This window comes from Alicyclobacillus fructus (assembly GCF_017329605.1).
Taxonomy (GTDB): domain Bacteria; phylum Bacillota; class Bacilli; order Alicyclobacillales; family Alicyclobacillaceae; genus Alicyclobacillus; species Alicyclobacillus fructus.
Map to the genome: position 1 here is coordinate 63,806 of NZ_JAFMTY010000012.1, position 24,719 is coordinate 88,524.

Annotated in this window: 27 protein-coding genes and 1 pseudogene; 4 read left to right on the forward strand and 24 right to left on the reverse strand. The window is 63.7% G+C overall.

The window, feature by feature from the left end; translation table 11 throughout:
• Positions 1 to 7: 7 nt before the first annotated feature.
• The 9 genes from J3481_RS07915 to J3481_RS14680 all read right to left on the reverse strand — a co-directional run bounded on the left by J3481_RS07915 (position 8) and on the right by J3481_RS14680 (position 8,809).
• Positions 8 to 1,534 carry a long-chain-fatty-acid--CoA ligase gene (locus tag J3481_RS07915; RefSeq protein WP_206831510.1) on the reverse strand — a complete coding sequence of 509 codons (1,527 nt, stop codon included), beginning with the start codon at positions 1,532 to 1,534 and terminating at the stop codon, positions 8 to 10.
• A gap of 126 nt (positions 1,535 to 1,660) precedes the next feature.
• Positions 1,661 to 2,008, reverse strand: a complete 348-nt coding sequence (locus J3481_RS07920) for an SCP2 sterol-binding domain-containing protein (RefSeq protein ID WP_206831511.1) — start codon at positions 2,006 to 2,008, stop codon at positions 1,661 to 1,663.
• A 187-nt stretch (positions 2,009 to 2,195) separates the two neighbouring features.
• Positions 2,196 to 3,641, reverse strand: coding sequence for an NAD-dependent malic enzyme (locus tag J3481_RS07925; protein WP_407929325.1), 1,446 nt, complete (start codon positions 3,639 to 3,641; stop codon positions 2,196 to 2,198).
• A gap of 422 nt (positions 3,642 to 4,063) precedes the next feature.
• Complete coding sequence (locus tag J3481_RS07930; RefSeq protein ID WP_206831513.1) at positions 4,064 to 5,584, reverse strand: LuxR C-terminal-related transcriptional regulator; 1,521 nt, start codon at positions 5,582 to 5,584, stop codon at positions 4,064 to 4,066.
• A 297-nt stretch (positions 5,585 to 5,881) separates the two neighbouring features.
• Entirely contained in the window at positions 5,882 to 6,256 is a 375-nt protein-coding gene (locus tag J3481_RS07935) for a hypothetical protein (protein ID WP_206831514.1), read from the reverse strand.
• Between the two features lie 41 nt (positions 6,257 to 6,297).
• Entirely contained in the window at positions 6,298 to 6,819 is a 522-nt protein-coding gene (locus J3481_RS07940) for a hypothetical protein (protein WP_206831515.1), read from the reverse strand.
• A gap of 74 nt (positions 6,820 to 6,893) precedes the next feature.
• Positions 6,894 to 7,484, reverse strand: coding sequence for a DUF6230 family protein (locus J3481_RS07945; RefSeq protein WP_206831516.1), 591 nt, complete (start codon positions 7,482 to 7,484; stop codon positions 6,894 to 6,896).
• A gap of 51 nt (positions 7,485 to 7,535) precedes the next feature.
• The gene (locus J3481_RS07950) at positions 7,536 to 8,612 is read right to left on the reverse strand and encodes a DUF6114 domain-containing protein (RefSeq protein WP_236011396.1); all 1,077 of its coding nucleotides are present in this window, start codon (positions 8,610 to 8,612) and stop codon (positions 7,536 to 7,538) included.
• Entirely contained in the window at positions 8,609 to 8,809 is a 201-nt protein-coding gene (locus tag J3481_RS14680) for a hypothetical protein (protein WP_236011397.1), read from the reverse strand. The genes J3481_RS07950 and J3481_RS14680 overlap by 4 nt, the downstream gene beginning before the upstream one ends.
• A gap of 156 nt (positions 8,810 to 8,965) precedes the next feature.
• Between J3481_RS14680 and J3481_RS07955 the strand changes: the two genes are divergently transcribed.
• Both J3481_RS07955 and J3481_RS07960 read left to right on the forward strand, forming a co-directional pair.
• Positions 8,966 to 9,760 (forward strand): alpha/beta fold hydrolase, encoded by a 795-nt coding sequence (locus J3481_RS07955; RefSeq protein WP_236011398.1) that lies wholly within the window; start codon positions 8,966 to 8,968, stop codon positions 9,758 to 9,760.
• Positions 9,761 to 9,871: 111 nt separating this feature from the next.
• Entirely contained in the window at positions 9,872 to 10,825 is a 954-nt protein-coding gene (locus J3481_RS07960; protein WP_206831517.1) for a R2-like ligand-binding oxidase, read from the forward strand.
• Between the two features lie 236 nt (positions 10,826 to 11,061).
• On the opposite strand, the gene rsmA is transcribed toward J3481_RS07960, so the two are convergent.
• From rsmA to metG, 4 genes are read right to left on the reverse strand one after another with little or no spacing between them, the layout of a single operon-like run.
• A complete protein-coding gene (gene rsmA / locus J3481_RS07965) occupies positions 11,062 to 11,940 on the reverse strand; it encodes a 16S rRNA (adenine(1518)-N(6)/adenine(1519)-N(6))-dimethyltransferase RsmA (RefSeq protein WP_206831518.1) in 879 nt (292 codons plus the stop codon).
• Positions 11,937 to 12,512 carry a ribonuclease M5 gene (gene rnmV, locus J3481_RS07970; protein WP_206831519.1) on the reverse strand — a complete coding sequence of 192 codons (576 nt, stop codon included), beginning with the start codon at positions 12,510 to 12,512 and terminating at the stop codon, positions 11,937 to 11,939. Before rnmV ends, rsmA begins: the two co-directional genes overlap by 4 nt.
• Positions 12,509 to 13,288, reverse strand: coding sequence for a TatD family hydrolase (locus tag J3481_RS07975; RefSeq protein ID WP_206831520.1), 780 nt, complete (start codon positions 13,286 to 13,288; stop codon positions 12,509 to 12,511). The genes rnmV and J3481_RS07975 overlap by 4 nt, the downstream gene beginning before the upstream one ends.
• The gene (gene metG / locus J3481_RS07980; protein WP_206831521.1) at positions 13,285 to 15,237 is read right to left on the reverse strand and encodes a methionine--tRNA ligase; all 1,953 of its coding nucleotides are present in this window, start codon (positions 15,235 to 15,237) and stop codon (positions 13,285 to 13,287) included. The genes J3481_RS07975 and metG overlap by 4 nt, the downstream gene beginning before the upstream one ends.
• A gap of 649 nt (positions 15,238 to 15,886) precedes the next feature.
• On the opposite strand from metG, the gene J3481_RS07985 reads away from it, so the two are divergent.
• Positions 15,887 to 16,129: an AbrB/MazE/SpoVT family DNA-binding domain-containing protein gene (locus J3481_RS07985; RefSeq protein ID WP_012809578.1), complete on the forward strand. Its 243-nt coding sequence runs from the start codon at positions 15,887 to 15,889 to the stop codon at positions 16,127 to 16,129.
• Positions 16,130 to 16,185: 56 nt separating this feature from the next.
• Here the strand turns inward: J3481_RS07985 and rsmI are convergent, their stop codons facing one another.
• The 9 genes and pseudogenes from rsmI to J3481_RS08025 form a co-directional block, all read right to left on the reverse strand.
• On the reverse strand, positions 16,186 to 17,076 hold the full coding sequence (gene rsmI / locus J3481_RS07990) for a 16S rRNA (cytidine(1402)-2'-O)-methyltransferase (protein WP_236011399.1): 891 nt from the start codon (positions 17,074 to 17,076) through the stop codon (positions 16,186 to 16,188).
• Between the two features lie 74 nt (positions 17,077 to 17,150).
• Positions 17,151 to 17,456 (reverse strand): initiation-control protein YabA, encoded by a 306-nt coding sequence (locus J3481_RS07995; protein ID WP_008338013.1) that lies wholly within the window; start codon positions 17,454 to 17,456, stop codon positions 17,151 to 17,153.
• Between the two features lie 42 nt (positions 17,457 to 17,498).
• Positions 17,499 to 18,134, reverse strand: a pseudogene (locus tag J3481_RS08000) (PSP1 domain-containing protein); the annotation flags it as partial.
• On the reverse strand, positions 18,128 to 19,066 hold the full coding sequence (locus J3481_RS08005; RefSeq protein ID WP_206831524.1) for a DNA polymerase III subunit: 939 nt from the start codon (positions 19,064 to 19,066) through the stop codon (positions 18,128 to 18,130). The pseudogene J3481_RS08000 and the gene J3481_RS08005, both read right to left, overlap by 7 nt.
• A 22-nt stretch (positions 19,067 to 19,088) precedes the next feature.
• Complete coding sequence (locus tag J3481_RS08010; RefSeq protein ID WP_206831525.1) at positions 19,089 to 19,418, reverse strand: cyclic-di-AMP receptor; 330 nt, start codon at positions 19,416 to 19,418, stop codon at positions 19,089 to 19,091.
• A 16-nt stretch (positions 19,419 to 19,434) separates the two neighbouring features.
• Positions 19,435 to 20,076, reverse strand: a complete 642-nt coding sequence (gene tmk, locus J3481_RS08015; protein WP_206831526.1) for a dTMP kinase — start codon at positions 20,074 to 20,076, stop codon at positions 19,435 to 19,437.
• Positions 20,069 to 21,469: an aminotransferase class I/II-fold pyridoxal phosphate-dependent enzyme gene (locus tag J3481_RS08020; protein ID WP_328702072.1), complete on the reverse strand. Its 1,401-nt coding sequence runs from the start codon at positions 21,467 to 21,469 to the stop codon at positions 20,069 to 20,071. Before J3481_RS08020 ends, tmk begins: the two co-directional genes overlap by 8 nt.
• Positions 21,466 to 21,597 carry a hypothetical protein gene (locus J3481_RS14835; RefSeq protein ID WP_268884322.1) on the reverse strand — a complete coding sequence of 44 codons (132 nt, stop codon included), beginning with the start codon at positions 21,595 to 21,597 and terminating at the stop codon, positions 21,466 to 21,468. The genes J3481_RS08020 and J3481_RS14835 overlap by 4 nt, the downstream gene beginning before the upstream one ends.
• 153 nt (positions 21,598 to 21,750) lie before the next feature.
• On the reverse strand, positions 21,751 to 21,972 hold the full coding sequence (locus J3481_RS08025) for a sigma factor G inhibitor Gin (protein WP_206831527.1): 222 nt from the start codon (positions 21,970 to 21,972) through the stop codon (positions 21,751 to 21,753).
• A 211-nt stretch (positions 21,973 to 22,183) separates the two neighbouring features.
• Here J3481_RS08025 and J3481_RS08030 point away from each other — a divergent pair, with 211 nt between their 5' ends.
• Entirely contained in the window at positions 22,184 to 23,878 is a 1,695-nt protein-coding gene (locus tag J3481_RS08030) for a putative polysaccharide biosynthesis protein (protein WP_206831528.1), read from the forward strand.
• Here J3481_RS08030 and J3481_RS08035 read toward each other — a convergent pair.
• Together J3481_RS08035 and J3481_RS08040 are read right to left on the reverse strand one after the other, a co-directional pair.
• Positions 23,861 to 24,130: a pro-sigmaK processing inhibitor BofA family protein gene (locus J3481_RS08035; protein ID WP_206831529.1), complete on the reverse strand. Its 270-nt coding sequence runs from the start codon at positions 24,128 to 24,130 to the stop codon at positions 23,861 to 23,863. The genes J3481_RS08030 and J3481_RS08035 overlap by 18 nt on opposite strands.
• Before the next feature lie 18 nt (positions 24,131 to 24,148).
• Positions 24,149 to 24,526: a YaaL family protein gene (locus J3481_RS08040; protein ID WP_206831530.1), complete on the reverse strand. Its 378-nt coding sequence runs from the start codon at positions 24,524 to 24,526 to the stop codon at positions 24,149 to 24,151.
• Positions 24,527 to 24,719: the final 193 nt, after the last annotated feature.

Consider the following 24,719-nt stretch of genomic DNA (forward strand, 5'->3'; position numbering starts at 1 on the left):
CTAGGTCTCATGCGAACTGAATCGACTTCGCCATTTCACGCAGCTTCTTCTTGTCGACCTTTCCTATCAAATTCTTCGGAAGATAAGGCACAAACTGAATCACCCGCGGCGTCTTGTACTTCGCCAGGTTTTCCTGGCAGTACGCGATCAACTCCTCCTCCGTGACCTCGGCGCCCTTCTTGCGGACCACGTACGCCACCACCTCTTCGCCCATCCGCTCGGACGGCGCGCCGACGACCGCCACCTCCGCCACGGCGGGATGCTGACTGAGCAGTTCCTCGAGGTCGCGCGGGTAGATGTTGAATCCGCCGCGGATGATCACGTCCTTCTTTCGATCCACGATGTACACGTACCCCTCCTCGTCGATTCGAGCCATATCCCCCGTGAGCAACCAACCGTTGCGGAACACTTTCTCCGTCTCGTCTGGAAGGTTGTGATAGCCCGGCGTGACGTTGGGGCCCCGAACCGCCAGCTCGCCCACTTCTCCGGGTGGCAGCGGATGGCCGTGATCGTCCATCACGCACACCTCGACGCCCGGGAGCGGCAGTCCGACCGAGCCAGGCTTCGGCGGCCGGTCAAATCTCGGGGCGGTCACGACGGGCGCGGCTTCCGATAACCCGTAGCCTTCGAAGACCACGCAGTGGAACTTCTCTTGAAACGCCTTGCGCAGCGACTCCGGCAACGCGGCCGATCCCGAGATGCAGATGGACAGCGACGACAGGTCGTACTTGTCGGCGTCCGGGTGATGCAACAGCGCGTGGAACATGGCGGGCACGGCGGTGAAATGGGTCACCCGGTACCGTTCAATGGCCTGGAACACGAGGACGGGATCGAAATAGGGAAGCAGGACGTCCAGTTCGCCCAAGCAAAGCGCCGTATTCATCATGGTGAAACCGAACGCGTGCGAGAGCGGAAGGATTCCGAGGCCGACGCGTTTGTCGCTCTTGAGCGCGTAGTTGGCGGCGAGATCGGCCGCCGCTTTGGCGTTGGCACACAGGTTTTGATGGGTCAGGATGACGCCCTTGGGACGGCCGGTGGTGCCGCTCGTGTAGAGAATAACCGCAGGCTGATCATCTTCCACGGAGATGTCTGGCCGCTTGGTCGGATAGTGCGAGAGCACCGCCTCGAACGACTCGAGTCCCGCGTCGTCCACCGACCAGACGATGGGCGGATTGGGCAGATCCTTGATGGCCTGCTGGATCTTCGGCTTCAGCACTTCACACGTGACCACGAGCTTCGGCGCCGCGTCCTCGACGATGTAGCGCACCTCCGGCGCCTGCAAAAGCGGCATGGCGGGGACCGAGATGGCGCCGCATTGGGCGATGGCGTAGAATGCCATGACCACCTCGGGCCGATTCGGCATGGTGACCATGACCGTGTCGCCCGGGGAAACGCCGCGAGCTCGCATGTGATGCGCCATCTGCGACGAGAAGGCCGCGAGCTCGGCGTTGGTGTACACGCGCCCTTCGTAGACGAGCGACTCGTACACGCCGAACCGCTGCATGTTGTCCTCTAATAATTGAACGAGATTCATATGCCATCTCGCCTTTCCTGAATTTTCTCCAGGGGCGCGCGCCGACCGCCGCGGATCTTGCGTCGCGGCCGACGCACGCGGCGCGGACCGGGAGCCCCGCCGCCCGACGGCGGCGGGGTCACGCCGTCAGGTGGCGGTATAAGCGCTAAGAACGGTCTCGAGCTGCATGGCGAGGCCGAGATCGCCCTCCACGCGGAGCTTGCCGCTCATGAACGCCGCGGTGCCGTTGAGATTGCCCTGCAGCATGTCCTTGAAGTCGTTCGAGTCCATCTCCAGCGTGCAATTGGCGACCTCCTGCTCGCCCTCAACGGCGTACGCCTTGTCGGGCTTGAGGATGAGCTGGTAGGTTCCGGGATCGTCGCCGGTGATGTTGAACTGGTACACGGCCTCGATCCCGCCCGTCCGGGACGGATCGGCGGCAAGCGCCTGGTTGATCAGGTCGAAGATCTCCTTGGTCGACGGTGTGGTGGTCATGTTATCGCCCTCCTGAATCTTTCGATGGATGCGGGAGCGAAGCCAGATGTGCTGCGCTTCGAGACCCGTCCGCCTGTTGATGCCATTGTATCGCCAGGCAAGCGCTTTCCCATCCCGAGGAATCCGGGGAGTTGGGGGATGCCCTCCCCTGAACTCGGGGTTCTCCGTGCGCCCGTCCGCAGGCCGGCTACATCTCGGTGTAGAGCGGCTCCTGCTCCACCTCGAGGTGAGCGGCCGCCCGCGCCACGCCGGATCGGACCGCGGCCGCCTGCACCGCCCGGCTCACGGCCGGGACGACGTTCGGGTCGAACGGGCTGGGAATGATGTACTGCTCGGACAACTGCGATTCCGGCACACACTCCGCAATGGCAAGGGCGGCGGCCTGTTTCATCTCCTCCGTGATGTCCCGCGCCCGGACGTCCAGGGCGCCGCGGAACATGCCTGGGAAGCACAGCACGTTGTTGATCTGATTGGGATAATCGGAACGGCCCGTCGCCATCACGCGCACATGCCCCGCCGCAGCCTCCGGCAGGATCTCCGGGATGGGATTCGCCATGGCGAACACAATGGGATCGCGCGCCATCCGCTTGACGTGATCGACCGTCAGAATCCCCGGGCCCGAGACGCCGATGAACACGTCCGCGCCGCGAATGGCGTCGTCGAGGGTCTCGCGCCGGTTCTCGAAGTTGGTGTTTTCCGCGTACCACTGCTTCACGGGGTTGTCATAGTGGCGGCCGCGCTCGATGATGCCTACGCGGTCGATCCCGACGATATGCCCGACGCCCGCAGCGAGCAGGATCTTCGTGCAGGCCACGCCCGCCGCTCCGACGCCCGCCACCACCACGGACAGATCCTCGATCCGCTTGTTCACAATCTTCAGCGCGTTCAAGAGCCCCGCGAGCATCACCACCGCGGTCCCGTGTTGATCGTCGTGAAACACCGGGATGTCGAGCCGCTTGCGCAGCCGATCTTCGATCTCGAAGCAGCGCGGAGACGAGATGTCCTCCAGGTTGATGCCCCCGAAGGAAGGCGCGATTCGCTCCACCGTCTCGACGATCTCGTCGACGTCCTGTGTGGCCAGGCAAATCGGAAAGGCATCCACGTCGGCGAATCGCTTGAACAGCATCGCCTTGCCCTCCATGACGGGCAGCGCAGCCTCGGGGCCAATGTTGCCGAGGCCGAGAACCGCCGACCCGTCGCTGACCACCGCGACTGTGTTCATGCGAATCGTGAATTCAAACGCGCGATCGCGGCGGTCGCGAATGGCCTCGCAGACCCGTGCGACGCCTGGCGTGTAGACGACCGAGAGATCGTCGCGGTCCACCACGGGCACCTTGAGGTGCGTCGCGATCTTGCCTCCGACGTGAGCCAAGAACGTGCGGTCCAGCGTCTGCAGGCGCCGCACGCCCGGCTCCTCGTCCAGCGCCTGCTCGACGGCGCGGACATCGGCCTCCGTGTCGACCGCCACCGTGATGTCGCGCACGCTGTGATCGGGGTGGAGCACCCGGGTTTCCATGGCAATCACCTCGCCCCCGGCGCGGACGATGGCCCCATACACCTCCCCCAGCGATGCGTTCGCCTCGAGGCTAACGCGAAACATGACTCGAACGTTGCCGGCTCGCGTCAGTGTCACATTCCACTCCCCCTGGATCTCGTGCCCCCTTGCGTTTCGTAGATCCCCAGACGAATTGAAACACAAGGAGAACACATGTATCTGATATATAACAGCTTGATGCCATTGTAGCGCACGAGGCGACCTGCGGCCTCCCGCAAATGTTGCAATATTGTGAATAAGAACCCCGGAAATGTGGGGAGGCATCGTGCGAAGGCCGTTGGCGCGCAAAAGGCACCGCGGATCCAATACGAAAGGCGGGCAGGCCGAGCGGCCCGACCGCTGCGCCAACGCTCAGGAGGTGCAGAGGGAGCGCGTGGATGGATCTCGGTTGGAGGATGGGCCGAGCCCAGCGCCCCGACGGCGCGGCGGCCCGGCGAGCGCTTTCCATCGCGGGCGCTCGCCCATTGTGGGCCCATCCCTGGCCATGCGACCAACCTTCATCAATGGATGATCCGCTCGCGCATGGCTTTTGCGACAGCCTCCGTGCGGTTTTTGGCACCGAGCTTTCGCAGGATGGAGCTGACGTGTTCGGTGACGGTATAGTCGCTGATGTGCAGAGCGCGCCCAATTTCTTTCGTGTCCACGCCGTCCGCAATGAGCTGCAGGATCTCCCGCTCGCGCTTGGTCAACGTCGTGAGGGGGGTGATGGGCGCCGTACCCGCCTGGCGATACATCTGCGCGACGATCATCCGGCCTGCCCGAGCGAGCATCGCCTCCACCATGCGAATGGTCGCGTTGTCGGGCGTGAACGCACGCCCGCCGTGATCGAGCAACATAATCCCCAACATCCTCCGATTGTCGATCACCGGGCACACGAGCAGAGAAGAGAGGTGAAACTTGTTCACGTACGGCTGTGGAAGAATGTTCCCCACATCCTTCAGAAAGACGGGCTTGGCGATCTGCACAAATTGCGTCAGCGACGGGATGTCGCGATCCGTCTGGCGGATGCGCATGATCTCTTCCACGTTCACGTTGTACCCGTGCACGCCTTCCACCGTCTGCGTGATGGGATTGTATAAAAAGAGCGCACTGCGCTTGAAGCCGCCTCGCCGGCACACGTGCTCCACGACGCAGGTCAGCAGCTCGTTCATGTCGCTGGCCGATGCGAGTACGTCGTCAAACTCCAGCAGCACTTCGAGCATCTCGGCGCGCCCGCTCCCGTGGCCGCCTCTCACGTAAATGGACAGCTGTAAGGCGTTCTGAATCCACTGCGCCGTCTGGCGAAAGCGCCGAATGGTCAGCGGATCGTGACGCGCTTCCGCTACCGCGTACAGGTTGTCCCCCACGGCGGCCACAAATGGCGATCCGTCGGACAACGCCTTGCGAACCTGCTCCGTCCGCTCGGGATGGGGCGCCTCGGCCGTCCACATGCGGGTCTCGGGCACGTACAGCGCGGACTCCTCCACGTTGACCTGAGGCCGAGTGCGGACAAGCGCGAACCACTTCCAGTCGCATTCGGCGCTGAGCACGTTCAGCCAGTTGACGAGCGGAGCATCGCACATGTATTGCGTCCGGGCGGCCAGCTTGGCGGGGAAATATCCCTCGGAGAGCGCTTCGCGGGCGAGATCGAAGCACAGGCGGTGGGCAAAGCGCACGAACGACTCAATCTGAGCGGCTTCGACCATCCGCCAAGCCATGGAAATCATCAGTTCTTCGAGAAATCCGACCACCACGAGCACATCGGACGCCATGACGCTCGGCTGAGCGCGCATGACCTCGGCCTGGAACGCGCGGACGAGCGCCTCCTCGTCGGTGAGAGCGCTTTCAATATTTCTCAGAAGAAACTGAAAAAGGTGCGTCAGCACCGGCTGGGTCACTTCGGGGATCTCGAGCCGCGCCATGCGCAGGCTCCAATTCATGCGGCACTCCGCTTCCTGCGCCTGCAAGGTCTGCAGAACCAGCGCGAGCGTTTTTTTGGGAAGCGATTCTCCGGACGGCGGAAGCGGCGACGGACGACTCATCGTACATCCCCCTTCGGGCGGTCAGAGCGACAACCTTTGGCGAGTGACATCCTGATGATACGTCGCCCCGTCATGGGTCAGAACCGAGCCTATCTTGAAGGAACGGAGTTCACACCACACCCGTACGTATCGTGGAGTGTTAGCGACATTATAGAGGAATTCGCACGGGGAAACAAGAAAAGGATATCCACCGCCCGGCCAGTCGGATGGGCCGTGGAGGAGGTTAGCTGCCGTTGCCCCATGCGAGGACGCGTCTAGAAAGCCCCAGTGACCACGGGTTGGGCAACGGCGAAGCGGTCACTTCATGGAGAGCGTCATCGCGGGGATGTCCGCGTGCGAAGTCGTGAGGTAGCCATCGATGGTGAATTCGACCCGCGACAATTCCAGGCGCGGCAGCGTGCTCCCGGCGAGCAAAAGGAGGACGTCCCGCTTGTTGCGGAAACTGCCGATGCTCGCGAGATTGCGGAGAACCGTGGTCTGGATTTTGGTATGACCCACGGTGACGACGCCCCCGGACGAGATCGACATTGTAAGTCCGTCCGCCGTCCGGGCGATCTGCATGCCTTCTATGGTGGCGGATTGGAACGACAAGGTGTTCGTGAGCACGTTCAGCCGGGCGTGATGAGCCTGAATCCGATGGGCCTTGAGGAGAAACGGCGCCGGAGCTGCCACGGGATCCCTCCTTCCTTCCTCCTGCGCTCGCCGAAGCCGCGTCAACTGGTGGACATCTGCATCCCCGGCATCTGGATAGCCTGGGTGCTCATCGACGTGTCGATGGTCAGATTCACGTCGGTGAGGACGAGAGTCGGGATGGGCTTCTGGATGAGCGCGTCCGCGAGGACCGTTGCCACGCTCGGCGACTGCACGTGAAACAGGGACCCGATGTCGTCTTTCAGCGTGCTGAACAGGGAAGTTTTGATGACCGTCTGCCCGGCCGACGCCGTTCCATTGACGGCGATGGTGTAGGTGTGACCGCCGGCAGAATAGGTCAGGGTCATCCCCTGGATGGTGGCGCTCGAAAACGACATCGATTCACCCAGGATGCTGATGACCGCGTTCTGCGCGACGATCTCGGACGCACGAAGCGTAAAGGGAACCCTGCCCGGAAGAATGGTTCCGGCGCGGGGCACTGAAGCTGGCATGAGCGTCATGGCACATGCGGCGGCAACCGCCGTCAGACCCGTCGCCCTCGTCGCGCGCTTGTTTCTGAGGTGCCGCGCGTTTCGGAACCTCATGCTCATCCCCCCTGCCCTTGAATTTCAGAAGGGGAGCGGAGGTTGGCATCCGCTCCCCCTGTGTTGCATGGACATCAGGTGCCATTGGACGTGCTCGTACCGGAAGAACCCGACGAATTGCTCGACGCGGGCGTGATCGACAGCGACATTCCCGGCAGCGTGATGCTCTGCGTGCTCAAGTAGGGCACCTGGAGGTTGGCGTTGTTCATCTGCAGATTGCTGCCGGACAGCGTGCCGGTGGAAGCGTCCATGCTCAATCCCTGCGGGAAGCTCGTGTCGCCGCCCAGGCTCGACGCGTACACCGTCATGCCGGTCGCTTGAACCGGCGTGCTGCCCTTGCCCGCGCTGATGTTGATGTTGAATGTCCCAAGCGGGGTGTTCACCTGCTTGGTGATGGTCATGTTTTGCAACGTGCCATTCATGACGATTTGAGCAGCACCCTGTTGCTGATTCGGCACCTGCCCCGGCGCCAGGCTGAAGCCCGTGCCATTGATGCTCGAAGCCTGCACGGTGAACGGAATCGGCAGATTCACAGCAGCGGACACCACCCCGTTCATCACCATGCCTGTCAATGCGCCGATGCCTGCCACCCCGCCCGCGAGCACGCCGGCGAAGACCTTCCAGTTCGTCCGCCCCTCCACGGGCATGGCCATCTCTGGATACATCCTGAACCCCTCCTTGAGAATTCGCTTACATCCCTCGTAAGGGAAGTTGATTTATGCGGAAGCGGAAGGCGTGTTGGGAAGATTCGGCGCCTTCGATTTTCGGGTCTTCTGTTTGTTAGGCTGCGCCGGGCGCCACGCCACCGCCATCGCACCGCCGACAAGACTCAGCAACATGCCAATCAACAGGCCGCCAAACGAAGCAACAACCAGGGATACGAGCGCGAGCACCACGGTGATGCTTCCGGTCAGCAACGCGTAGAAGGGAAACACCCACTCCAAGAGTCCCATGATGAAAATGAGGATGCCGACCGCAGCGCCGATGGGCACGCTGGACTGCGAAAAAGCGACGACGTGCAAAAGGCTCACCGGCCCCGCCGCCACAATGACGCCGCCGAGCATCGACAGCAGGCCCGCCGTGAAGGGCCGCGTCCGCCGCCACCGGCGGAACCCCTTGCTCGAAGGCTGCGCCGGCGTCGTCTCCGTGGCTTCCACGTCGACGATCACGCCCGTTTCTCGCGACTTGGGGCTGGACTCAGGTGCGGGCGCGACCGACACCGTTTCCGGATCCATGGCCACCATTCCTCCTCTCCGCGGCGCGGACTGCACCTTTCTCCCCCTGCGACGCGTGTCGTCGTCCGGCAACCGAAGCGGATCGCCGCGGACAATCTGCGTGGGCGTCAACACGCCGGGTGGCAGGTCGTCGTTGAAAGCGCCTTCCTCATCGCCCGACGGCTCCGCCTGGTCAACGCCGTCGCTCACCTCGGCCGCTTCTGCCGCAGAGACAGCCGCCATGGCGGGCAGCAACAGGTCGGGATCGACCGCCTCGTGCCGCCTCCTCCTCGCGCGCGGCACCCCGTCGGATGCGGCGGAAGGTTGGAGCGACGTGGCCGCCTTGTCCGCACCGCCATCACCGATGGGAGGCAAATCTTGCTTCAGGTCCGGCGTGTTCGTCGCCTCGCGATCCGCCCCCACCCCGTCGTGACCCGCAGGCGAACGCCTGTCACCCTCGTCGGGCTCTGAAGCTCGCCGTGCGGCTTCGGGCTCCGCCTCTTCATTGGCCACGGTCGATCCGGCCTGCGAAGTGTGCGCGCTCAGTTGGACAAACACGTTTTGGCGCCACTCCGTCATGACGTCCGGATCTGGCCCGGCCACCGGTTTGGCGTGATGGCGTACTGAAACACATGCGGCTTGGCCTGTTCCGGCGTCGCGCCGGGCGCGTCTGCCCCGCGGAGATCGTCACTCTGATGCGGATTCGCGGTCGCCATGATCTCAGCCCCCTCAATGGCCTGAATCCCCGAATCCCGGGCGGCTTTCACTCGACGCACCTGCGACTCCAAGCCATGAATCGCGGGGTTTGTGCTTATGCTACTCCGAGGAAAGCGCTTCACCTATCCCATCGGCGTGGGAACTTCACTCCGAGATCTCAGGGGTTGCCCCTCCTCGGAACATCCTGACAATAGTGTGGGGAGGAGGGATCTCTCTTGACCCTACTATCGACCCAATCTTCAGACAGTGTCAAGACCATGGCGCCCAAAGCCCATCCGCTGGTCCTCGTCCACGGCCTGCGGAACGCGCACCGCTGGACGGACGCGTTTCTTCGCAAATGCGTGGAGATTTGGGGATCGGATCGCGTATTTGTGGTGCATCTGAACCGAAGCGAACACCTTTGGAGCCAGCCGTACGAAGAGGGCCGCGCGCACTTCGCGGGCGTGCTGCACCAGGGCGCCGGTTGCGACACGGTCGAGCGGCAATACGAGTATCTCCGCAGGAAACTCGAGCTGTTCGAGGCGCACGCCGGGTTGACGCGCCCCTTCGACGTGATCGCCCACAGCATGGGAGGACTCGTCCTGCGGCGCTATGTGCGGGATCACCCGGAGGACGTCGCGGCGGCCGTCACGCTCGGCACGCCCTATCAAGGTGCGCCCATGGCGCGCGATTTCCTATGGTTCGGCTGGATGATCGGGGCCGGGCGCGCGTTTCACGACCTGACGCCCAGGTTCGTCCGCGAATTCGTCCGCCAGCATCCGTGGCCGAGCCGCGTTCCGCTTTACTTCGTGCGGGGCATCCACCGCGGCGTGAGCTGGGGGGTGGGCGGCGAATTGTTCATCGGAACCCTGTACCACTTCGCCTTGCGCCGCCCGTCCGATGGCCTCGTGCCCGCCGACAACGCCCTGTGCCCCGACGCCCAGCACCTCGCCGATCTCCCTGGCCACAATCACCTTCACCTGGTCTCCGATCCGAAAGTGGCCGAGCTCTGCGCTTCGGTGCTGCGATGATCCCCCGGTTCTGGGGTTCAGCCTTTCGATTCACCACGAAGTCAGGGATGGCCGCCCTGAGGCTCGGCCCGTATGGTGAGAGTAGAATTCGATCCACTGGAGGCGACACCCATGGCATTGACGGAGACGCCGCGCGTGTTTCAGACCACGAGCGAAAAGCGTTTGAACCACAGCATCTTGCCGATGCGGTTGTATCACAAGGCGAAGAAGCTCGGCGTTTGGGATCCCAGGGACATTGATTTTTCGAAGGACAAAGAAGACTGGCAGGCCATGAACGAAGCGGAGCGGCGCGTCATCCTCCGCCTGTGCTCGCTGTTTGTCGCAGGTGAGGAAGCGGTTACACTGGATCTCCTGCCGCTGATCATGGCGGTCGCTCGCGAAGGCCGGCTGGAAGAGGAAATGTATCTGACCACCTTCCTCTTCGAAGAGGCCAAACACACGGAGGTCTTCCGCCGCTTCCTGGACGAAGTCGCCGGGGAGACGTCGGATCTGTCGACGTTCCACAAGGACCACTATCGCAAGATCTTTTACGAATACCTGCCGCAGGCGATGGGGCGGCTGGTGCACGATCCGTCTCCGGAGGCACAGGCGGAAGCGTCCGTGACCTACAACATGGTGGTCGAGGGCGTGCTCGCCGAAACCGGATATTACGCGTTCTACACCGCGTTGCAAAAGGAAAATAAGCTGCCCGGGCTCATTCAGGCGATTCGCCTGCTCCAACGGGACGAGTCACGCCACATCGGCTACGGAACCTATCTCCTTTCGCGGCTCATCAGCGAAAATGAACACATCTGGGACGTGGTCAATCGTCGGATCAACCTGCTCTTGCCGCACGCCATCGGGGTGGTTCAGGATCTCAACGCCGAGCTCGACACCGAGGAAGCCCAACAACTCGCCGCGGAACTCGGCATCACCGATGTCCCGTTTGGGCTGAACCCGGACGAATTCGTGGCCTATGCGCAGAAGCAGTTCGCCACGAGGCTCGGCGTTCTCCAGCGCGCGCGCGGCAAGTCCGTGGACGAAATCTACTACTACACGGAGGAAACCGTCGGGGTCGAGCAATGACCCCTGGCCGCGCTGGCGACGCCCAACGCGGCCTCATCCCCCTACTCATTTCCTGCCTCTCACGGCATCCGGCTCTCCATCCCCAAGTCGGGGCTGAACGCTTGCCGTTCAGCTCCTCTTTTTGTCCCGGCTCGCATGCCGATCACGACAGCCGGCGCTGCGCTTCCACCGTGCGTTGAGAGCGGCCTTTCATCTGCGACAGGCGCCCGCCTCCATGCGGTCTCCGCCCTCTCCCATCAGGCGCCGTCCATCCACCCGCTCTCCTTCCCCACCTCATCCGCCAGCCGCACGAAATCCGCGAGCGACAGCTGCTCCGCGCGCGCCCCCGGGTCGATCCCGGCCGCCACAATCTTCTGCCGCACCATCTCCTTCGGCGCGCCGAGCCCCGCCGCCAGCGCGTTTTCGAGCGTCTTTCTCCTCGTGCCAAACGCCGCGCGCACCACGCGAAACAACGCCTCCTCGTCGGACGCGCGCACCGGCGGGCGCTTGCCGCAATCGATCACCACGACCGCCGACTCGACGCCCGGCTGCGGAAGGAAGGCGCTCGGCGGCACGTTGAACACTCGCCGCACCTCGCCCCTGTACTGCACCCCGACCGACAGCACGCCGTAGTCCTTGCTCCCGGGGCTTGCCACCATGCGATCCGCCACTTCCTTCTGCACCATCACCACGGCGCGCGCGACGGGCAGCCCTGAGTCGAGCACGTGAAAGAGAATCGGCGTCGTCACGTAATACGGCAGATTGGCGGCGAAGACCAGCCTGTCCCCCGCCTCCAGCCGAGGCTCGACCAAGGCGCGCAGGTCCACCTTCAGGCAATCCTCGTAGAGGACCTCCGCATTGCCATGCGGACCGAGCACCTCCTCCAGCGCCGGCCGCAGGCTCGCATCCTTCTCGATGGCCACCACGCGCTTCGCCCGCGCCGCCAGCGCCGCCGTCAGCGCCCCCAGTCCCGGCCCGACTTCCAGCACCACCGTCCGGGCGTCGGGCTCCACGGCGCGCACAATGCCATCCAGCACGCGCCCATCGACGAGGAAATTCTGGCCATAGCCCTTTTTGGCGATCACGCCATGCCGGCGAAGCAGTTCCTTCACCTCGCGCGCGGACGCTGCGGTCATCCGTCCAACCTCCTGACGGCGTCTTCAAACTCCTGGCGCGTCACGCCATACGCGTTCAGCTTGTGCAAAAACGCCTTCGCGTTTCCGTAGCCAATCGCCAGCATGTCGCCGAGCCGCTCGCGCCGGCTGGCGGCGTCGGGATGGTGAATGAGGCGGTGCTGGACGAGATCGTCCAGGGAAAATTCCGGCGCCCGCGCGGAAGGCGTCTCCCCGTTGCGCCGATCCCGGCCGCGCGCCTCGACGAGCGCCCGCCGGACATCTTCGGCCTTCGCGTGCTCGATCCCGACGCCGTGAGGCGACGTCGCGCTGGTCCTGCGCAGATAGGCGTGCTGGAGCCCGGGAACGAGCTGATCCAGCCGGCGCCGGATGCGCTCGCCCGCGCCGTCCGGATCCGTGAGCACGATCGCGCCCCGCACCTGGACCGCGCGCCGGAGCAAATCCACCGTGCGGCGGCTGATGTGATCGCCGCCCAGAATGAGCACCTCGGCGTCCACCGCCTCGTCCACGCGCTGTTTGTCGTGCAGCCCTTCCACCACCACCACTTCGCGCAGCTTCGGCCGCACGTGGGTCATGGTTTCACCTTCCCGAACAATCGGTGCGCGTTCGCCCAGGTGATCTCCGCCACCTCGTCCACGGAGAGCCCACGCGCCGCCGCCAGGGCCTCGGCCACCAGCGCCACCCGCGCCGGCTCGTTGCGCTTGCCGCGAAACGGGTGCGGCGACAGATACGGGCTGTCCGTCTCGATGAGCAGCCTGTCCTCCGGCACCACCGCCGCCACCGCGCGCAGTTCGTCCGACTTCTTATAGGTGACGGGGCCCGCGAAGGAGATGTACATGCCGAGATCGACCGCGCGCCGCATGATCTCCTCGCGCTCGTTGAAGCAGTGCATGACGCCGCCCGCCGCATCGCCGGGGCGCGTGCGCGCCAGCACGTCGATCACGTCCTCTGTGGACTCGCGGTTGTGCACGATAATCGGAAGCCCGACGCGTTTGGCGATCTCCACCTGCCTGATCATGACCTCCTGCTGCACGGGGCGCGGCGCCGAGTCCCAGTAATAGTCGAGGCCTATCTCGCCAATGGCCACCACCTTCGGGTGCGCGGCCATCCGCTCGATCTCGTCATACGCCCCCTCCGGCACATCGCCCGCCGCCTCGGGGTGAATGCCGACGGCCGCGTAGACGCCGTCGTGGGCCTCCGCGATGCGGATGACCTCGCGCGAAGTGGCGAGATCGACCGCGGGCACGACGATGCGCGCCACGCCCGCCTCGCGGGCGCGAGCCAGCACATCGTCGAGATCGTCCGCAAAACGGCCGTCCATCAGGTGGCAGTGCGTGTCGAACAGCCTCACTTCACAATCGCTCCGTTCGGCATGCTGTCCGGAACCGTCACGATGGAGAGCGAGTCGCCTTCGGACGCACAGAGGATCATCCCGAGCGACTCCTGCCCGCGAAGTTTCACAGGCTTCAGGTTGGCCACCACGACCACCTTTTTGCCCACGAGTTCCTCGGGCTTGTAATACTTCGCGATGCCGGACACGATCTGGCGCTGTTCGCTGCCGAGATCGACCTGCAGAACGAGCAGTTTGTCGGCGTTGGGGTGCTTCTCGCAAGCGAGCACCTGGCCCACCCGCAGTTCCACCTTATCGAACACGTCGATGGTGATCTCGTCCTTGTGTGTGACGGTCTTCACGTCCTCGGCCTTGGATTCCGCCTTGGCCTCCGACGCCGGTGTCGTCATCTCTGTCAAGATCTCAATCTCCTTTTCCACATCGAGTCTCGGGAACAAAGGCTCCCGCTCGGCGACTTTCTGACCGCTTGGACCGCGCCCCATCTCCGCGCTATCCCACGTGAACGCGTCGTCTGCCCAGCCGAATTGCTCCCGGATGGCCCTCGGCGCATCGGTCATGAACGGCTGGACGAGGATGGCGGAGACGCGGATGGCCTCGACCATATGGTACAACACCGTGGCGAGCCGATCCCGCTCTCCCTCCTTGTTGAGCTTCCACGGCTGACAGTCGTCGATATACTTGTTGGCGCCGCGCACGAGGTTCCACAGCTCGGCCAGCGCGACGGAGAACTGAAGTTGGTCCATGTTCTCCTCGACCTTGGCCTTCGCGTCGACGGCGAGCTGGCGCAGGGCGCGATCGACATCGGCGAGCGCCCCGGGCTCAGGCACCACGCCGCCGTTGAAGCGGTTCAGCATGGCGGCGGTGCGGTGGACGAGGTTGCCAAAGTCGTTGGCGAGATCGTAGTTCAGGCGCTCGACCATGCCCTCGGGCGTGAACGTGCCGTCCTGCCCGAACGGGATCTCGCGCAGGAGGAAGTAGCGGAACGCGTCGCGCCCGTACCGATCGACGAGTGTCAGGGGATCGATCACGTTGCCCTTCGACTTCGACATTTTGCCGCCCTTGACGAGGAAAAATCCGTGGCCAAACACCTTCTTCGGCAAAGGCAGCCCGAGCGCCATCAGAATGATGGGCCAGTAGACGGCGTGGAAGCGGACGATGTCCTTGCCGACCACGTGCACATCGGCGGGCCAGTAGCGCTCGAACTTCGCCCGCTCGGCCGGATCGTCCGAAAGGTACCCGAGGGCGGAGATGTAGTTGACCAACGCGTCGAGCCAGACGTAGACCACGTGCTTGGGATTCGACGGCACGTGCACGCCCCAGTCGAACGAGGTGCGCGAGACGCAGAGATCCTGAAGACCGGGTTCGATGAAGTTCTTGATCATCTCCGTCTTGCGCGACACGGGTTCGATAAAGCCCGGGTTCTCCTCGAAGTACTGCAAGAGGCGATCGACGTATTTGCTCATGCGGAAAAAGTACGATTCCTCGCGGACAAACTGGACGTCGCGACCGCACTGCGGACACTTGCCTTCGACGAGTTCGCGTTCGGCCCAATACGACTCGCAAGGCGTGCAGTACCAGCCCTGGTACTCCGAAAGGTAGATGTCGCCCTGCTGGAGCAGGCGCTCGAAAATCTGTTCCACCACGCGTTCGTGGCGCGGCTCCGTCGTCCGGATGAAATCGTCGTAGGAGATGTCGAGCTTCTTCCAAAGCTCCTGAATCCAGGCGATGATGGGATCCAGAAACGCCTTGGGCTCGAGCCCAGCCTGCTCCGCGCGCTGTTGAATCTTGAGCCCGTGCTCATCGGTGCCTGTGAGAAAGAACACGTCGTAACCCCGCAGGCGCTTGTAGCGGGCGATGGCATCGGCGGCCACCGTGGTGTACGCGTGGCCGATGTGCAATTTGTCGTTCGGATAGTAGATGGGCGTCGTGACGTAGAACGTCGGTTTCATGTTCACTCCTGCCTTTCCGATGCGGGATGCCGCCCGGATCCTTCCCGGCGGCTCATAAAAAAACCCCGTCCCGCATTGGGACGAGGATCTCTCGTGGTACCACCCAACTTCGCGCGATTCGCTCGCGCCTCGTTGCGGCCGAGCGCCGTGGCTCAGCCTGTTCGATAACGGGAACTCCCGCGCCCGCCTCACCGGGCGTTGGCCCTGGCTCGACGAGCGGCGCTCCAGAATCATACTCCCCAGCCGCCTTGTTGCCGGCTTCCACCCTCCCGGCTCGCTGGTAACCGCGCCACTGGGTACCCTTCCTTCACCGCGCACGATGCATTTGTCACAGAACGAGAATGATGCTTGATCTTACGCGATCGCGCCCCAAAACGCAAATGTGGAACAGCGCTCGCAAGAAATTTTTTTGTTCGCCAAAAACCGCATCATGTCGCGGTTTTTTAGCAATTTGAATCGTGGAACAGCCAGGATCAGAACTGTAAGGTCTTGCAAAACTCTGCGCATCCATTATAGTAAGAGTATAGAAGTATTTGCATGGCGTGATAGCGACGGCGCGGCGTCGAAACACCGTCTGTCTCGCTGCCTTGCCGTGCGAGTATTTCTCAAGAGACAAACAGAAAAATTTCGAAGAAACGGGGATGGTACAGTGAAGTCTACAGGTATTGTCCGCAAGGTGGACGAACTCGGTCGCGTCGTCATTCCGATCGAGTTGCGCCGCACGCTCGGCATCGGCGAGAAGGATGCGCTCGAGATCTACGTCGATGGAGATCGCATCATTCTCAAGAAGTACGAGCCGGCCTGCATCTTCTGCGGTCAGGCGGACGAGATCATCCACTTCAAGGGCAAAAACATCTGCCCGTCCTGCATCGCCGAGATGCAGCACGCGTAAATCGTCGATAACGTGAGGCCGCAGCGGCAAAGAGACACTTTGCGCTGCGGCTTGTTTCATGTTTCCGCCGTGTCTCCGTCGGACAGGGTTCGGTTGTAGAGGTCGCGCCGCTTCACCCTGTACGTTTCACTCGCCCGCTTCACGGCCTCCTTGTGCGACAACCCTTCGTCCATGAGCCGTTCCACCGCGCTCACGGCTTCCTCCCAGCGAGTCTCTTCGTCCTCGCCCGCGCCCGCCTCGGCCTCCGCGCCGCGGTTGTCGACCACAATCACGTACTCGCCGCGCGCCCCTTCCTCCGCCATGCGGCGCTCGAGTTCCGGGAGCGTGCCTCGCCAAAACGACTCGTGCACTTTGGTCATCTCCTTGGCCACCACCGCCCTGCGATCCCCGAGCTCCTCGACGAGCCACCCGAGGAGGTTCGCCACGCGGTGCGGCGCCTCGTACATCACGAGCGTCGCCGGAAGCTGGCGATAGGGTGAGAGGAACCGCGCGAACTCCGAGCGCGATCGCGGCGGAAAGCCCAGATACACAAACGGCGTCGCGGGTAGCCCGCTCGCGACCAGTGCAGCCAGCAAGGCGCTCGGCCCGGGCACCGGCACGACGGGCACGCCAGCTGCGAGCGCCGCCGCCACGGCCGAATCGCCGGGATCGGACACAAGCGGCGTTCCCGCGTCGCTGACGAGCGCCACGCGCCTTCCCTCGCGCAGGCGCTGCTCGAGCCACCCCGCACGCGCCGCCTCGTTGTGCTCGTGAAAGCTCACCAGCCGATCCCCGCCCGGAATCTCGTAGCGTGCCAGGAGCTTTCGCGTCTGCCGCGTGTCCTCGCACAGAATGATGTCGGCTTCGCGCAGCACGTCGAGAAGCCGCAGCGAAACGTCGCGCAAGTTGCCGATGGGCGTGCTGCAGACGTACAGACATCCACCTTCCGATTTCCTTGGTTCTGCCAACCCGTTCTCCTCCATGTCGCCTCATGCGAAAAAGCCCGCTCGATCGCGCTGTGGCGATCGAACGGGCCCTGCCGTCAAGCGCGTTCGATGAACGCCAGACAAAACAGACATTCCCCGTCTGTGCGCAGGCTCCCATATTTGACATTGCAGATGTGAAATCCTTCTCGATAAATGCGGCGCAGGTTCTCCTGCGCCGAGCCCGACTCCGCAAGGCCCTTTCCCATCGTCAGCGCCTGATAGTGTTCGTTTTCGCGCCGCAGCCGCTGATTCTCTTCAATGAGCTCCTGAATCTGATGTTTGAGCGATCCGAGCTCCTCGTACAGCTCGCCGATGCGCGCCTCCAAATTCGCAACCTGCACAAACAGCGATTGTTTGTCCATGCCTGGACACCAACCTCTTTACGCCATCGCGTCCTGGTCGTGGTATGCGTCGTTCTCGAACTTCAAGCAACACATCAGGCGGCCGCACAGTCCCGAGATTTTGGACGGATTGAGCGACAGACTCTGATCCTTCGCCATCCGAATGGAGACGGGATCGAACTCCCCCATCCACGTCGAGCAACACAGCAGGCGCCCGCACGGGCCGATCCCGCCCAAGATCTTCGCTTCGTCCCGCACGCCGATCTGCCGAAGCTCGATCCGCACGCGAAACACGCTGGCCAAATCTTTCACCAGTTCGCGAAAATCCACGCGCCCATCGGCGGTGAAGTAGAAGATGAGTTTATTCCGGTCGAACGTGTACTCCGCGTCCACGAGCTTCATCTCCAGGCCGTGCTTCGCCACCTTCTCGCGAAACACGCCCATCGCCTGCTTGGCGCGCCGGCGATTCTCTTCTACCACCGCCTGATCCGCGTCCGTGGCAATGCGCATGACCTGCTTGAGCGGAAGGACCACGTCGTCCTCCGCCACCTGTTTTGGCCCAATCACCACGCGCCCGCACTCGATGCCGCGCGTGGTTTCGACGATCACGTCCGCGCCTTTTTCTATCGGAAGATCGCCGGGATCGAAATAATAAATCTTCCCGGCGGGTTTGAAGCGAACGCCGACTATCGTCACCATGAGGTTGTAACCTCCCGCAAACGGACGCACATCTGCTCAAGGTTGAGCAGCCAAGCGACGTGCGACTGAAGGCGCAGTCTGGCGTCCATCACCGCCTGAACACACGCCGCGTACTGCCCGACCTCGAGAATGGGAGCGATGCGCCTGAGGGCCTCCTGCCACCTCGCGAAGCGTTCCGCGTGGCCGCCCGCGCGAACCCGCATGAGCTCGCGGAACCACTCGGCAAGAAGCAGCAGGCCGTCTTCCGCGGGGACATCCTTTGCTATCGATTGCCAAGACGCGGCCATCTCCCAAGGCGAAGCGCCGCCGGAAAGCCACGTCTCCGTCCATTCTATCACCCGGTCCATGAGCCCGGCAAACGAAGGATCTTCCGCGCTGGCGGCGCGCTTCACCACCGGAACGGAGGTCGGATCTGTGAAGGTGAACGGGGGCGATGCGGGAAGCAGGCAGGAAAACGAGCGGGATCGAAGGGTGGAGAGCACCTTTTGCCGGCTTGTCGCGGTCAGGACCGCATACGTCCCAACTGCCGGCTCTTCAAGCGTCTTGAGCATGCGGTTGGCCGCGACGGGCGTCATGTCGTCGACGCCGTGGAGAAGGTAGACCTTGCGCGTCCCGTGGCCCTTGGTGGCGAGCCAGCCCTGAAGCGCCTCGACATCGCCCGCCTTCAGCCCCTCGTCGCCCGACTCCCAAACGTCCGGGTGGGAACCGGCCGCAAACTGCGCGCAGCTCCTGCACCGGCCGCACGGCACATCCGTCTTCGGCGCTTCGCAGAGCAGAGCGCGAGCGAGCCATCTGGCCGCTCGCTTGGTCTGGCTGGGCTCGCCCAAAAGAAGCACCGCATGCCAAAGCTCGCCCGCGCGCAGCCTCCGCACGAGGACTTCCGGCAGTTCGGCCGCCTCATTCGAGCGCCCTTCCGCTTCCAACTCCGCCAAGCTGTCGACCGCCTTTCCTGTGTCAGAACTGCTCAAACCGCTCAATGTCGAGCACGAACACCGTCGCGCCGCCCACCTGGACGTTCACCGGATACGGAATGTACGACTCCATGCTCGCGCCCATCGGCGACACGGGCGCCACCACCTGCTCCCTCGCCTTGCACGACCGCTGGATGATCTGCATGACGCGATCGACCAGGTGATCCTCCACGCCGATGAGAAACGTCGTGTTGCCCGCGTGCAGGAAGCCGCCGGTCGACGCCAGTTTCGTCGCGCGGATATCCTCCTTGACGAGGTTCTGCGCCAGCTTGTTGCTGTCTTTATCCTGAACCACGGCGATCACGAGTTTCACGTGGGCTCACCCACCTCTACAAGTGTTGTTGGATGAGATTCCATACCAGCGCCCGGATCTCCTGCTCGATCTCGTCCGGCGATCGCGACGCGTCGATCCGCTTCCGCACCTGCGGCATCTCTCGCCACATCCGTTCGAATGCGTCCGCCACGCGCGCGAAAAACGCGTCATCCCGCCGCTCAATCCGGTCGAGACCTCCGCGCTCCGTCCGCGATCGCAGGCGGGATCGCGCCGTCGGCCAGTCGAGATCGAACCAAAGCGTCAAATCCGGCCGCAGGCCGCCGAGGGCGTAATCGTTCAAGGCTTCGACCCAAGCCTCGCCCAGCCCGAGCCCCGCGCCCTGATAGGCGATGGACGCGTCCACGAATCGGTCACACAGGACGATCTCGCCCCGCGCCAGCGCCGGCCGGATGAGCTCCTCGACGTGCTGCGCGCGCGAAGCGGCGTAGAGAAGCGCCTCGGTCCGCGGCGCCATCTCCCGATGGCGCGGATCGAGCAGAATCGCGCGGACGGCGTCGCCAATGCGCGTACCGCCCGGCTCGCGGGTGACAATTACCGGAAGGCCCTCGGCCTCCAGCCACGCTGCGACGCGAAGGAGTTGCGTCGTCTTTCCCGCACCATCGATGCCTTCGAATGTGATGAGAAGTCCCTTACGCATCGCACACCTCAATGGTTCCGTCTGCAGCCACGCCCACGATGTCGTGACCTTCCATCCACATGCGCGCGAGAATCTCGACGTGCTGTTCCGAGATGACCTGCCCCGGCCAGAGGGCGGGGACACCCGGAGGATACGGGGAGATGGGCCGCTTGGCGACGAGTCCCGCGGCACCTCGGAGGGGCACCCGCCGTCCCGGCAGGTGCTCGATGGCGCTCGGCCGCAGCGCGAGCACCGCGGGCGCCTCGTAGAGGAAAGCGCCGTGCCACGGGGTCTCCGGCGTTTCCTCGCCCGCTTCCTCACACCACGTTCGATACACCTCGAAAAAGCGGGCCACATCCCGTTCGCCCTGGCCGAAGCCGAAGATGGCCAACGCCCCCGAGGCATCCCAGTACTCGAGAAACATGCCCCGTTCCTCGAGCCGCTCGGCCAGCCGGGCGCTCCGCGCCCGAGAACCCGTCGGGATCCACATCCGCATCGGATCGGATTGTGGCTCCAACGGTCGATAGCGCGCGAGCACGTCCAGCGTCTCGCGCACCAGATCCTGGCCGGATCGGAGAAAGGCCTGCGCCGCGTCCAGGGACGCGAGGAGCAGGTACGAAGGACTGGTGGTGTGGAGAAACAGAAGCGCCTCGTGAACGCCATCCGCGAGGTCCGGCCGAGACACGTGCATCCACGCCGCCTGCGTGAGGCAAGGCAAGGTCTTGTGGGGGCTTTGAATGACGACGTCCGCCCCCTGCGCCACGCTGTGGTCCGGCAGGCGCGGATCCAGCCCAAAGTGCGCACCATGCGCCTCGTCCACCAGGAGAAGCGCGCCGTGCCGATGCGCCACCTCGGCGAGCGAGCGCACGTCCGCGACGAAGCCCGGATACGTGGGGCTCGTCACGAAGACCGCCTTCACCGGCTGCCACTGGCGAAGCTCCGCGTCCAGCGCGGCGGGCGAGGGCGGATCGAACGCCTGTCTGGCGGGATTCCACGGGCTCGGCACCCACACGGGCACCGCGTCGGCGTACACGAGCCCGCGCCACACGCTCATGTGACATGGACCGAGGACCAGCACGCGCTGGCCGGGGACGCCGCAGGCGCCCTTGAGGGCCGCCATGACACACGCCGTCGCTCCATTCACGGAGTAGTACGTCCGGTAGGCCCCGTAGTGCCGCGCGCACAGCTCCTCGGAAGCGGCGATGCAGTCGCTCGCGCTGTGAAAATTGTCAAGCCCCGGGAGTTCCGTGAGGTCCAGCTTGAGGGCTTGGCCAAGCCAGGCCGAAAGAGGCTGGGGCAGGTACCTTCCATGATGTCCCGGCACGTGAAACGACGCCCGCTCGTTGGCGGCGTGGTGCATCAGCCGATCCAGGATGGGCATCGCCGCGCCGAACCCGTCGCTCTCCCTCGTCACTCCGCCGAACCCCCGCGGCGGGACAGGTCAGCGCGCCTGCGAATCTCATGTCGGATGAGCCAAGCGAGTGCCACGGCGCTCGCGAGGGTGTACAGTACGCCAAAGAGCGGCCAAACCAGCTTGTGCACCCCGATTCAACGCCCTTTCTCATGCCCTTGCAAGATGTTGCTCCCATTGTACCACGGCCCATCCGGAGTGCGCGAAGCGCTGAAGACACAGACAAGGCGCACCGCGGCCCGCGATGCGCCCACGGCCTCCCGGAAGAGGCGAAAAGCTCCCATTCACAGTGCCAAAGCCGATAGCCAAATCAGCTTCATCTGCTCCACATAGCGCCGATAGGCATCGTCCTCGACCTCCGTCTGGACGATCTCGCGCTCACACGCGTCGCAGATGAGTTGGCCGCACACCCGCATGCCCTCTTGTCCGGCGCGGCCGCAGATGATACAGCCGTCCGACGGACGGGCTGCGCGCCACATCTCCTCAAGATCCGCCGTCTCTTTCATCGCATCCTCACCTTCTCAGAGAGGCCATGTCGAAGTTACCCACATGTCCATTGTTGCACGAAATCCACCGCGGCATACGCCCGCGCTCAAAATGCCCCGAACGGACTCATGCCAACGTATGCCGTACCTTGCGGGCGGTGCCCAGACCGCGGCGGATTCGGGCTTCCAATGAAGCTGCATGCTATAATCTCTTCGAAATGGGGGTGGAGAGGTGAATTCGCCCGGATCGGGTACGGCCAAACTGGCTCGCGGAACCTCTCTGTACGTGATCTGCGTGGCTCTGGCCAAAGTGCTGGGGCTGGTCTGGGTCATACCCGTGACCGCGATCATCGGACCGACAGGCAACGGCATCTATGGCAACGCGTATGCCGTTTACAATATCCTTCAGCAACTCGCCACCGCGGGCTTCCCGCTCGCGATGGGCAAGCTTATCGCCGAGCGCAGAGCGCGCGGAGAGCGCGCGGTGGTCGAACACATCTACCGCGTGACCATGCGCTCGCTCATGATCTTCAGCGTCTGCGCGTTTGTCCTGATGTGGTTCGGAGCGCCGCTGTTTGCGCACATGGTCTCGCTCAAGGACAGCGCGGCATCCGTGGAACAGAACGTGCCCAGCATTCGCGCGGTGTCGTTGATGCTCCTCGTCATCCCAGCGATGAGCGGTCTGCGCGGTTACCTGCAAGGCTTTCAGCGGCTCGAGGGCCCCGCGTACTCCCAGACCTTCGAGCAGTTGTTCCGCGTCATCGCGATGGTAGTAGGCGCTTACCTCGTCGTGGACGTGTGGCACCGCGATCGCGCGGTCTACGGCGCAGCCGCGGCGACGTTCGGCGGATTCGTCGGGGGACTCGCAGGCCTCATCCTGCTCGTCGCCTATGCGCTTCCCGTTCGCAGGCGCGAGCGCCCGCTGGGCTATGACGACAGCCCTTTTCGAAGTGGGCAAATTCTGCGCATGGTGTATCGGATTGCGCTTCCGGTCAGCCTGGGCGGCCTCGTGGTGCCGATTGCCAACCTGGTCGACTCGTGGACCGTGACCAACCTGCTGCAGGCGAGCGGCGAAAGTTACGCGCAGGCGGTCGCCGACTACGGCATTTTGACCCGCCAGGCCATGTACCTCGTCATGCTGCCCATGTCGTTCGCCTACGCCATCGGGGTCTCGGTGCTGCCAAGCGTTTCCACGGCTAAGGCCAAGCGGAGCCAGGCGGATTTGCAGGCCAACATCGTCTTCACGCTGCGAACGATGTTCCTCATGAGCTTCCCGACGTCGGCGGCGCTGCTCGTGCTGAGCCGCCCCATTAACCTGGCTTTGTTCGGGACGACGGCCGGATCGGACATCATCTCCACCGTCTCGTTCATGAGCATCTTCGCCAGCATGGAACTCATCTCGACGTACGTGCTGCAGGGGCTCGGCAAGATGTATCGGCCCGTGCGCAACATGTTCATCGGGCTCGGCATCAAGACCGCACTCAACTTCGCGCTCATCCTGACGCTGCACCACGCCATTGGTGCAGCCCTCGCCACGACGTTCGGCTACATCGTCTCGTCTCTTCTCAACGTGGCGGCCGTGCGCAAGTATGGTCAGGTGCGCTTCTCGCTGCGCCGTCTGATGCGGCCCTTTTTCCGATCGGCGCTGGTCGCCGCCATCGTGATGTTTGGCGCGGACGAAGGGCTCGGGCATCTTTTGCGCGCGGGACACGGCCTGGAAGGGCGGCTGGATGCCGTCATGGAACTGGTGATTGCCGGTGGGTTGGGCGCGCTGGTCTACCTCCTGCTCGTGGCGCGATCCGGCGTGATGACCGAGGAGGAGTTCCGCAGCGTGCCAGGCGTGGGGAAGTACCTGGGCAAAGTGGCGCGCAAATTGCGCAAGCCGCCCCGGCGGCCCGGCACGGAGCGGCTACGCAAGTACCCATAAGTGAAGCACGGCGATCGCGGCGAGCCCAGGCAGCCCGAGAAAGCCTGCCGCGAGAACGGTGACAGGGTTGATGGGCAGATGAAAGCCGAAATGGCTGCCGATGGCGTCGACGGCCCCTATCAGCACGCAACCGAGCAGGAGACCGCGCAGCATCCAGAGCAAGGCGCGACCAGGCTGCTGAAAGAATTGGCTGATCACCAGGGCGCCAAGCACAACGGCGCCGCACCACAGCCAGACGGATGAAATGTGCATGGACGACCCTCCCCCGCGTCATTCGACGCGCCACTCGTCGGAGGTCCAGTCGAATTCAGGGCCGTCGAACGAGATCCCATACTCGCGCGCGAGTCGAAACAGATAATTGAGTTGCCGCTCCGCGGCGCTTATGCGGAAGACGACGTGATCGATGAGGAGCGGATCCGAGACGGTTTCAAATTGGCGCCGCGCGATCTCGAGCTCGCGCCAACTCTTCAAGATTTCGCGCAGAAACCGCTGACGATCCAGCAGATCCGGTCGATCGGGCAAATGCGGCTCGGATGGCGTGCTGCGCTCGGCGCCAGGCAACGCGGAGGCGCCGAACCGCCTGCGCGCCCATGGCAGAACGGTGTGCGTAGAGGTGTGTGGGGACGACTTCGGGTCCGATGGCGTCACGCTCCGGTCCCTCCCTTGTCCAAGTTAATACATCATAGGCGGGAGAGAGCCGGAATATGACTAAGGGCCAAATACCATGCCAAGTACTCGCCATGAGCCTTTTGCAGAATGACTGATTCCATCGCGAGCGAAAACGACGCACACTTCTCGTGAAAGATAACACATGCCATAAAAATCCTTTTCTGTTGTGTGG

Bases quoted from the DNA above. Each gene is read 5' to 3' on its own strand.
- J3481_RS07915 (WP_206831510.1), bottom strand. From the start codon at position 1,534: ATGAATCTCGTTCAATTATTAGAGGACAACATGCAGCGGTTCGGCGTG.
- tmk (WP_206831526.1), bottom strand. From the start codon at position 20,076: ATGCGTAAGGGACTTCTCATCACATTCGAAGGCATCGATGGTGCGGGA.
- rsmA (WP_206831518.1), bottom strand. From the start codon at position 11,940: ATGACCGCAGCGTCCGCGCGCGAGGTGAAGGAACTGCTTCGCCGGCAT.
- J3481_RS08035 (WP_206831529.1), bottom strand. From the start codon at position 24,130: ATGCACATTTCATCCGTCTGGCTGTGGTGCGGCGCCGTTGTGCTTGGC.
- J3481_RS07930 (WP_206831513.1), bottom strand. From the start codon at position 5,584: ATGAGTCGTCCGTCGCCGCTTCCGCCGTCCGGAGAATCGCTTCCCAAA.
- J3481_RS07960 (WP_206831517.1), top strand. From the start codon at position 9,872: ATGGCATTGACGGAGACGCCGCGCGTGTTTCAGACCACGAGCGAAAAG.
- J3481_RS07950 (WP_236011396.1), bottom strand. From the start codon at position 8,612: ATGACGGAGTGGCGCCAAAACGTGTTTGTCCAACTGAGCGCGCACACT.
- J3481_RS07995 (WP_008338013.1), bottom strand. From the start codon at position 17,456: ATGGACAAACAATCGCTGTTTGTGCAGGTTGCGAATTTGGAGGCGCGC.
- J3481_RS07940 (WP_206831515.1), bottom strand. From the start codon at position 6,819: ATGAGGTTCCGAAACGCGCGGCACCTCAGAAACAAGCGCGCGACGAGG.
- metG (WP_206831521.1), bottom strand. From the start codon at position 15,237: ATGAAACCGACGTTCTACGTCACGACGCCCATCTACTATCCGAACGAC.
- J3481_RS07945 (WP_206831516.1), bottom strand. From the start codon at position 7,484: ATGTATCCAGAGATGGCCATGCCCGTGGAGGGGCGGACGAACTGGAAG.
- J3481_RS08025 (WP_206831527.1), bottom strand. From the start codon at position 21,972: ATGAAAGAGACGGCGGATCTTGAGGAGATGTGGCGCGCAGCCCGTCCG.
- rnmV (WP_206831519.1), bottom strand. From the start codon at position 12,512: ATGACCCACGTGCGGCCGAAGCTGCGCGAAGTGGTGGTGGTGGAAGGG.
- J3481_RS07920 (WP_206831511.1), bottom strand. From the start codon at position 2,008: ATGACCACCACACCGTCGACCAAGGAGATCTTCGACCTGATCAACCAG.